Origin of the sequence: Fructilactobacillus florum DSM 22689 = JCM 16035, assembly GCF_001436645.1 — a bacterium.
GTDB lineage: Bacteria > Bacillota > Bacilli > Lactobacillales > Lactobacillaceae > Fructilactobacillus > Fructilactobacillus florum.
Window position 1 is genome coordinate 1 of record NZ_AYZI01000021.1, and the last position, 1,776, is coordinate 1,776.

1 rRNA gene is annotated in these 1,776 nt (G+C 50.2%); it reads left to right on the top strand.

The features are described from left to right. Window positions 1–136: 136 nt before the first annotated feature. Window positions 137–1,710, top strand: a 16S ribosomal RNA gene (locus tag FC87_RS06565). Window positions 1,711–1,776: the final 66 nt, after the last annotated feature.

The window sequence follows — 1,776 nt, forward strand, 5'->3', positions numbered from 1 at the left end:
GTAGTTCTTTGAAAACTGAACAAGATTTTGATTACAACAAGTGTAAGGCAGCTTGAGATTTCAGATTTCAAGTTGAAACATGTGCGATGTCAATTCGCAATCAAGTAACAGTAAACGAGCTAGTAAAGCGCTCATTTAAAATGAGAGTTTGATCCTGGCTCAGGACGAACGTTGGCGGCGTGCCTAATACATGCAAGTCGAACGAGGCTGCCCAGTTGCTAGTCGGTGCTTGCACTGACGAACAATTGGATCCAGCCGAGTGGCGAACTGGTGAGTAACACGTGGGTAACCTGCCCAGCAGAAGGGGATAACACCTGGAAACAGATGCTAATACCGTATAAACCTGAAAACCGCCTGGTTTTCAGCTAAAAGATGGTGTACGCTATCGCTGCTGGATGGACCCGCGGCGTATTAGCTAGTTGGCGAGATAATAGCTCACCAAGGCGATGATACGTAGCAGACCTGAGAGGGTAATCTGCCACAATGGGACTGAGACACGGCCCATACTCCTACGGGAGGCAGCAGTAGGGAATCTTCCACAATGGACGAAAGTCTGATGGAGCAACGCCGCGTGAGTGAAGAAGGGTTTCGGCTCGTAAAACTCTGTTGTTAGAGAAGAACGATCGTAAGAGTAACTGCTTACGGTGTGACGGTATCTAACCAGAAAGTCACGGCTAACTACGTGCCAGCAGCCGCGGTAATACGTAGGTGGCAAACGTTGTCCGGATTTATTGGGCGTAAAGCGAGCGCAGGCGGTTTTCTAAGTCTGATGTGAAAGCCTTCGGCTTAACCGAAGAAGTGCATCGGAAACTGGGGAACTTGAGGGCAGGAAAGGATAGTGGAACTTCATGTGTAGCGGTGAAATGCGTAGATATATGAAGGAACACCAGTGGCGAAGGCGGCTATCTGGTCTGCATCTGACGCTGAGGCTCGAAAGCATGGGTAGCAAACAGGATTAGATACCCTGGTAGTCCATGCCGTAAACGATGAATGCTAGGTGTTGGGAGGTTTCCGCCTCTCAGTGCCGGAGCTAACGCATTAAGCATTCCGCCTGGGGAGTACGACCGCAAGGTTGAAACTCAAAGGAATTGACGGGGACCCGCACAAGCGGTGGAGCATGTGGTTTAATTCGATGCTACGCGAAGAACCTTACCAGGTCTTGACATCTTCTGTTAGCCTAAGAGATTAGGTGTCCCCTTCGGGGGCAGAATGACAGGTGGTGCATGGTTGTCGTCAGCTCGTGTCGTGAGATGTTGGGTTAAGTCCCGCAACGAGCGCAACCCTTGTTTTTAGTTGCCAGCATTTAGTTGGGCACTCTAAAGAGACTGCCGGTGATAAACCGGAGGAAGGTGGGGACGACGTCAAATCATCATGCCCCTTATGACCTGGGCTACACACGTGCTACAATGGACGGTACAACGAGTTGCGAAACCGCGAGGTCAAGCTAATCTCTTAAAGCCGTTCTCAGTTCGGATTGCAGGCTGCAACTCGCCTGCATGAAGTTGGAATCGCTAGTAATCGTGGATCAGCATGCCACGGTGAATACGTTCCCGGGTCTTGTACACACCGCCCGTCACACCATGAGAGTTTGTAACACCCAAAGTCGGTTGGATAACCTTCGGGAGTCCGCCGCCTAAGGTGGGACAGATGATTAGGGTGAAGTCGTAACAAGGTAGCCGTAGGAGAACCTGCGGCTGGATCACCTCCTTTCTAAGGAATAATACGGAACCTTACACGAATCAAAGTCTTGTTTAGTTTTGAGAGGACTACTCTCAA